Source organism: Erwinia sp. MYb375 (genome assembly GCF_037479175.1).
In the GTDB taxonomy this organism is placed as follows: domain Bacteria; phylum Pseudomonadota; class Gammaproteobacteria; order Enterobacterales; family Enterobacteriaceae; genus Erwinia; species Erwinia rhapontici.
On the sequence record NZ_JBBGZS010000020.1, the window covers coordinates 42,217 to 49,230 of the forward strand.

The window sequence follows — 7,014 nt, forward strand, 5'->3', positions numbered from 1 at the left end:
TGATTTCCTCACGCCGTTTTCAAAGAGAGAGCATTCAGGGGGACCGCCTGCGGGTACCAGCTTGCGCCTTGCGCAGCTTTATCGCGTAGCCCGTCCGGCAACTGATAAAGTGCACCCAGTGAAGTGAACGGTTCAGCCTGGGCGACAAACTGATCGCTGCCGAGGGTGTCCAGATAACGGAAAGCACCGCCGTGGAACGGTGGGAAGCCAAGGCCGTAAACCAGCGCCATATCGGCTTCCGCCTGGCTGGCGATAATGCCTTCTTCCAGGCAGCGAACCACTTCGTTAATCATCGGAATCATCATGCGTGCGATAATTTCCTCATCGCTAAACACGCGTTTAGGCTGGCACACGCTCTGCAACAGACGATCGGTTTCGGCATCCGTCACCTTCTTCGCTTTGCCTTTGCTGTCGGTTTCCCAACGCCAGAACCCCTGCTGGTTTTTTTGGCCGTAGCGTTTCGCTTCAAACAGGATATCGATGGCATCGCGGTACTCTTTCTTCATGCGTTGCGGAAAGCCCTCTGCCATTACGCGTTGCGCATGATGCGCCGTATCGATTCCTACGACATCAAGCAGCCACGAGGGGCCCATTGGCCAGCCGAACTGTTTTTCCATCACCTTATCAACCCGACGGAAGTCGGCGCCGTCGCGCAGCAGCAGACTGAAGCCAGCGAAGTAGGGGAACAGCACGCGGTTCACAAAGAATCCTGGACAGTCATTGACGACAATCGGTGTCTTGCCCATTTTGCTGGCCCAGGCCACCACTTTGGCGATGGTGCTGTCAGCGGTTCTTTCTCCCCGGATAACCTCAACTAAGGGCATACGCGGCACCGGGTTGAAGAAGTGCATACCGCAGAAATTTTCCGGGCGGGTGAGTGCCTTAGCAAGCTGGCTGATGGGAATAGTCGAGGTGTTTGATGCCAGAATCGTATCCGGCCGAACATGGCTTTCTGTTTCGGCCAGAACGGCTGCTTTAACCTGCGGATTTTCAACCACGGCTTCTACCACCACATCAACCCGATCGAAATTCGCATAGCTCAGCGTGGGTTGAATGGTGCCGATGACGCCTGCGAGCGTCAGACCATCAATCTTGCCGCGCACCAGCTGCTTATTCAGCAGCTTTGCGGCTTCATTCATCCCCAGCGTCAGCGATGTGTCGCTGATATCTTTCATGATAACCGGCACACCTTTCCAGGCGGACTGATACGCGATACCGCCGCCCATGATGCCAGCACCCAGCACGGCGGCCTGTTTTGGCGTTTCCACGTCGCGGGTCAGTTTTTTCGCTTTGGCTTTCACCGCCTGATCGTTAAGGAAAATCCCGACCAGGGCGCGGGCTTCATTCGATCGCGCCAGGGGAACAAACGCAGCGGTCTCCAGTTTCAGTGCCTCATCGCGTCCCAGACGTGCAGCAGCTTCAATGGTTTTCACTGCGGTCAGTGGGGCCGGATAGTGTTTGCCAGCGGTTTGCATCACCATGGCTTTGGCCGTAGTGAAACTCATTGCGGCTTCAATCTTATTCAGTTTTAGCGGCTCCAGCTTGCACTGGCGGCGTTCCCGCCACGGCTGTCGGCCGGAGATAGCCTCTTTCAACACGGATAATGCGGCGGCATCCAGTTTATCCGCAGCCACGACAGCATCTACCAGACCTACTTTCAGTGCCTGGGCGCCATCAATATCTTTACCTGCGGCAATAATCTCTAGTGCACTGTCAGCTCCCAGCAGACGTGGCAGGCGCACGGAGCCCCCGAAACCTGGCATGATGCCAAGCTTCGTTTCCGGTAGGCCAATGCGGGTATCGGCAGTCGCGATACGGAAATCTGTTGCCAGCACGCATTCGCATCCGCCACCTAATGCATAACCCCGGATGGCCGAAACGGTGGGGACAGGCAGATCTTCCAGCCGATTAAAGATGCTATTAGCAAAGCCCAGCCATGCTGTCAGTTTTTCTTCCGGGGCGATAAACAGTGAGAGGAATTCGGTGATATCGGCACCGACGATAAAGGCCGTTTTGCGCGAGGTTAGTAGAACGCCGCGCAGGGTGGGTTGCTGTTCCAGCACCGAGATAGCTTCACCGAGGCTGGCAACCGTCTGTGTATCCAGCTTGTTCACCGAGCCGGGCGCATCAAAAACCAGTTCGGCTATGCCGTCTTCCAGCCAGTCGAGGGATAGGGTTTCGCCTTGGTAGAGCATGTGTGTCTCCTGTGCTGCGATAAGGGGATCTGGTCATACCAGATGATCGTGAGTGTGGGATTGGTGTTGCTTATTTGCAAACGATACGTTGTCGATTTGCAAACAAGATCACAACTGCGGCAAAACGCCATACCCCTGCTGGCTGTGGTAAGATGCCGACAATTTCGTAATAACGGAGACAGGAAGATGGAGTCACTGGTTACGCTTTATCAGCAGCATGTTAAAACGTTACAGCAGCGCGCACAGCAGGTGCTGGCGCGGCACAATCTTGATGCCATGCTGGTTCATTCCGGGGAATTACTGACGGTATTTCTCGACGATCACACGTATCCCTTCAAGGTAAACCCTCAGTTCAAAGCCTGGGTGCCGGTCACTCAGGTGCCAAACTGCTGGCTGTGGATCGACGGTGTGAACAAACCGAAACTGTGGTTCTATTCCCCTGTTGACTACTGGCACAACGTTGAACCTTTGCCGCACAGTTTCTGGACAGGCGAAATTGACATTGTCGGCCTGAAGAGTGCGGATGACATTGGCCAGCATTTACCTGCGCAGCGCCAGAATGTGGCGTATATCGGCCCGGTGCCTGCACGAGCCACTCAGCTTGGATTCAGTGCCGGGGCGATTAATCCTCAGGGTGTGATCGACTTCCTGCATTATCACCGTGCTTATAAAACGGGTTATGAGCTGCACTGTCTGCGTCAGGCGCAGAAAACAGCCGTGACCGGTCATCGTGCGGCGAAAGAAGCGTTTCTGTCGGGTATGAGCGAGTTCGATATTAATGTCGCCTATCTCAGTGCGACCGGCCATCGCGATACCGATGTTCCTTATGGCAATATCATTGCCCTTAACGAACATGCAGCGGTGCTGCACTACACTAAACTCGAGCATCAGCTTCCTGAACAGCGCCGCAGTTTTCTGATCGATGCAGGGGCCGAGTATAACGGCTATGCGGCCGACCTGACCCGCAGCTATGCGGCTAACGAGAAGAGCGACTATGCGCAGTTGATCCGGGACATGAATGCTGAAGAGCTGGCGTTGATTGCCACGATGAAAGCGGGTGTGCGCTATACCGAATACCATCAGCAGATGCATTACCGTATCGCCAGTCTGTTGCTTAAACATCAACTGGTGAATGGCATTAGCGCGGAAGCCATGGTTAAAGAGGATCTTACGGGTCCCTTTATGCCCCATGGCATCGGGCATCCGCTGGGCTTGCAGGTGCATGACGTTGCAGGCTTTATGCAGGATGACCAGGGGACACACCTGGCCGCCCCTGCGCAGTATCCTTACCTGCGTTGTACCCGCATGCTGGAGCCTGGAATGGTGCTGACGATTGAACCGGGTATCTACTTCATCGATTCGCTGCTGGCACCGTGGCGTGCCGGTAAGTTCAGCCAGCATTTTGACTGGGCGAAAATTGATGCGCTGAAACCTTACGGTGGTATCCGTATTGAAGATAATGTCGTGATTCATACCAACGGCGTAGAAAATATGACTCGCGATCTGCATCTGGCCTGATGGACGCTTACGATATCCCGGCTGAACTATTCAGCTTTAGCGAAGAGATCAAGAAAAGCCGCTTTATCACGTTACTGGCCCATACCGAAGGTGTGGAGGCGGCGCGGGGATTCGTACAGCAGATCAAGCAACAGCACCCAACGGCCCGGCATCACTGCTGGGCGTTCGTTGCCGGGGCTCCCGATGATTCGCAACAGTTGGGATTCTCTGACGACGGGGAACCGTCCGGTACCGCCGGTAAACCGATGCTGGCCCAGTTAATGGGTAACAATATTGGCGAAATTACGGCGGTGGTTGTGCGTTATTATGGCGGCATCCAGCTGGGAACGGGGGGGCTGGTCAAGGCCTATGGCGGTGGCGTGCAGCAGGCGTTGCGATTACTGCCCCGCAAGGTCAAGGTTCCCATGCTGCAGTTCAGCCTAATCTGCGATTATGCCCAACTGGGTGATATTGAACGGATGGTGGCACGCTTTGAGGGTCAGCTGATTCATACTGAGTTCCAACAGAACATTACTCTTCACCTGGCTCTGCCTCACGTGCAGGTGCCGGGTTTCAGGCAAAATCTGTCAGACTTTAGCCGGGGCGCTTTGCACTTAGCCTCGCTCACATAACACTTCATGTCAGGAAAGGAACGGCAGAATGCATTTTCGCGCCATTACCCGCATAGTGGGTTTACTGGTCATTTTGTTCTCAGGCACCATGATTGTGCCCGGGCTGGTGGCGTTAATTTACCGCGATGGGGCAGGGCGAGCATTCACTCAGACGTTTTTCATGGCGCTGATGATTGGGACGTTACTGTGGTGGCCCAACCGTAAAAAGAAGAGCGAGCTGAAGCCACGGGAAGGATTCCTGATCGTCGTATTGTTCTGGACGGTGCTGGGTAGTGTGGGTGCTATGCCCTTTATCTTCGCAGAGCAGCCTAACCTGTCGCTGACCGATGCCTTTTTCGAATCGTTCTCCGCTCTGACGACCACCGGAGCCACCACGCTGGTGGGGCTGGATGCATTGCCGAAGGCGATTTTGTTTTATCGCCAGATGCTGCAGTGGCTGGGGGGGATGGGGATCATCGTACTCGCCGTAGCGATCCTGCCCATTCTTGGGGTTGGGGGAATGCAGCTCTACCGTGCCGAAATGCCTGGCCCGTTGAAAGACAACAAAATGCGGCCGCGTATTGCTGAAACAGCGAAAACGCTGTGGCTGATCTATGTGCTGCTGACAATTGCCTGTGCAGTGTCGCTGTGGATGGCGGGTATGTCGTTGTTTGATGCCATTGGGCACAGCTTCTCAACTATCGCCATTGGGGGGTTTTCTACCCATGATGCCAGCATTGGTTACTTTAATAGTCCGACTATTAATACCATCATCGCCGTCTTCCTGCTGATTTCTGGCTGTAACTATGGCCTGCACTTCTCGTTACTGAGCGGGCGCAACTTACGCGTGTACTGGCGTGACCCTGAATTTCGTATGTTTATCGGCGTACAGATTACACTGGTGATTATCTGTACCCTGGTGCTGTGGTTCCATAATGTCTATCAGACAGGAATGCAGACAATTAATCAGGCTTTCTTCCAGGTGGTATCGATGGCAACCACCGCAGGTTTCACGACGGACAGTATTGCTCGCTGGCCTCTTTTCTTACCCGTATTGTTACTCTGTTCTGCTTTTATTGGGGGCTGTGCCGGTTCAACGGGCGGCGGCCTGAAGGTGATCCGTATTCTGCTGTTGTTTAAGCAAGGATCGAGAGAACTGAAAAGGCTGGTACACCCTAATGCGGTATACACTATTAAATTGGGTAACCGTGCGCTGCCTGAACGCATTCTTGAAGCGGTGTGGGGGTTCTTCTCTGCCTATGCACTGGTATTCATCCTCAGCATGCTGGCGATCATCGCCACTGGCGTTGATGACTTCTCTGCATTTGCGGCGGTGGCGGCAACGCTGAACAATCTTGGCCCGGGCCTTGGTGTGGTGGCTGACAACTTTACTTCCATGAATGATACCGCCAAATGGATCCTGATTTTGACGATGCTTTTCGGGCGTCTTGAAGTCTTCACCTTATTAGTTCTGTTTACGCCGACATTCTGGCGTGAATAAGTGAGAGTGGAATAATGAAAGCGTTAATCCTGTTTTCCAGCCGTGATGGGCAGACCCGCGAGATTGCCTTCTATATAGCTAACCAGCTAAAGGAGGTTCGGGACTGTGATGTGTTCAACATCCAGCTTATTAACGAGATTGACTGGGCACAGTACGATCGGGTGTTGATTGGTGCTTCTATTCGTTATGGTCACTTCCATCCTGCGGTGGCCAAATTTGTGAAAACACACCTTAATGCATTGCAGCAGCGTTCAAGTGGCTTTTTCTCGGTAAACCTCACGGCACGTAAGCCTGAGAAGCGTACACCCCAGACTAATGCTTATACTCGCAAGTTTTTGATTCAGTCGCCGTGGGAGCCTGACTGCTGTGCTGTCTTTGCTGGTGCGCTGCGCTATCCTCGCTACAGTTTCTTCGACCGCATCATGATCCAGTTGATTATGCGTATGACAAAGGGAGAAACCGATGCCAGTAAAGAAGTGGAGTATACCGATTGGCAACAAGTGGCCCGTTTTGCCCATGAATTTGCTGAATTACCGAGCAAATCGCAGTAAAAAAACGCGCTTCGCTGAAAAATAACGCGCTCAGTCATTTTATTGCAATAAACACTTGTCACTCGTCGGAAACTGCCTATAATGCGCAACCACTGAGACGGCACAACGGCTTACGGCCAGCGGCTCAGGAGGTTCAGGAAGCATCTGAACCGCCGGAAAAACTTCTCAAAAAGAAGTTGACTCCGAAGGAGGAAGGCGTAATATACGCCACCTCGCAACAGGAAGCTTCGGCACTGATTGCACCGCTCTTTAACAATTTATCAGACAATCTGTGTGGGCACTCGCAGGATTGATATCAGTCACCTCCGGGTGACAAAAAATATCAAGTCTTAAGAGTGAACACATAATGAAATTCATTATGACGTTTTACACTTGAGCATCGCTGCACTTGTTGCAGCAAATCGAACTTTTAATTGAAGAGTTTGATCATGGCTCAGATTGAACGCTGGCGGCAGGCCTAACACATGCAAGTCGAACGGTAGCACAGGGGAGCTTGCTCCCCGGGTGACGAGTGGCGGACGGGTGAGTAATGCCTGGGAAACTGCCCGATGGAGGGGGATAACTACTGGAAACGGTAGCTAATACCGCATAACGTCTTCGGACCAAAGTGGGGGACCTTCGGGCCTCACACCATCGGATGTGCCCAGGTGGGATTAGCT

The 7,014-nt window shown here is 53.3% G+C and carries 5 protein-coding genes and 1 rRNA gene; 5 read left to right on the top strand and 1 reads right to left on the bottom strand.

What is annotated here, in order from left to right; genetic code table 11:
• Nucleotides 1-8: 8 nt before the first annotated feature.
• Nucleotides 9-2,195, bottom strand: coding sequence for a fatty acid oxidation complex subunit alpha FadB (fadB, locus tag WH279_RS11890; RefSeq protein WP_339456760.1), 2,187 nt, complete (start codon nucleotides 2,193-2,195; stop codon nucleotides 9-11).
• A 186-nt stretch (nucleotides 2,196-2,381) separates the two neighbouring features.
• Here fadB and pepQ point away from each other — a divergent pair, with 186 nt between their 5' ends.
• The 5 genes from pepQ to WH279_RS11915 form a co-directional block, all read left to right on the top strand.
• On the top strand, nucleotides 2,382-3,713 hold the full coding sequence (pepQ, locus tag WH279_RS11895; RefSeq protein WP_339456762.1) for a Xaa-Pro dipeptidase: 1,332 nt from the start codon (nucleotides 2,382-2,384) through the stop codon (nucleotides 3,711-3,713).
• Nucleotides 3,713-4,324, top strand: a complete 612-nt coding sequence (locus WH279_RS11900; protein WP_200643919.1) for an IMPACT family protein — start codon at nucleotides 3,713-3,715, stop codon at nucleotides 4,322-4,324. Before pepQ ends, WH279_RS11900 begins: the two co-directional genes overlap by 1 nt.
• Nucleotides 4,325-4,352: 28 nt before the next feature.
• A complete protein-coding gene (trkH, locus tag WH279_RS11905) occupies nucleotides 4,353-5,804 on the top strand; it encodes a Trk system potassium transporter TrkH (RefSeq protein WP_339456764.1) in 1,452 nt (483 codons plus the stop codon).
• A gap of 14 nt (nucleotides 5,805-5,818) precedes the next feature.
• Nucleotides 5,819-6,355 carry a menaquinone-dependent protoporphyrinogen IX dehydrogenase gene (hemG, locus tag WH279_RS11910; protein WP_339456766.1) on the top strand — a complete coding sequence of 179 codons (537 nt, stop codon included), beginning with the start codon at nucleotides 5,819-5,821 and terminating at the stop codon, nucleotides 6,353-6,355.
• 410 nt (nucleotides 6,356-6,765) lie between these two features.
• Nucleotides 6,766-7,014: ribosomal RNA gene (locus tag WH279_RS11915) — 16S ribosomal RNA — on the top strand; the annotation flags it as partial.

Bases quoted from the DNA above. Each gene is read 5' to 3' on its own strand.
- fadB (WP_339456760.1), bottom strand. From the start codon at position 2,195: ATGCTCTACCAAGGCGAAACCCTATCCCTCGACTGGCTGGAAGACGGC.
- pepQ (WP_339456762.1), top strand. From the start codon at position 2,382: ATGGAGTCACTGGTTACGCTTTATCAGCAGCATGTTAAAACGTTACAG.
- WH279_RS11900 (WP_200643919.1), top strand. From the start codon at position 3,713: ATGGACGCTTACGATATCCCGGCTGAACTATTCAGCTTTAGCGAAGAG.
- trkH (WP_339456764.1), top strand. From the start codon at position 4,353: ATGCATTTTCGCGCCATTACCCGCATAGTGGGTTTACTGGTCATTTTG.
- hemG (WP_339456766.1), top strand. From the start codon at position 5,819: ATGAAAGCGTTAATCCTGTTTTCCAGCCGTGATGGGCAGACCCGCGAG.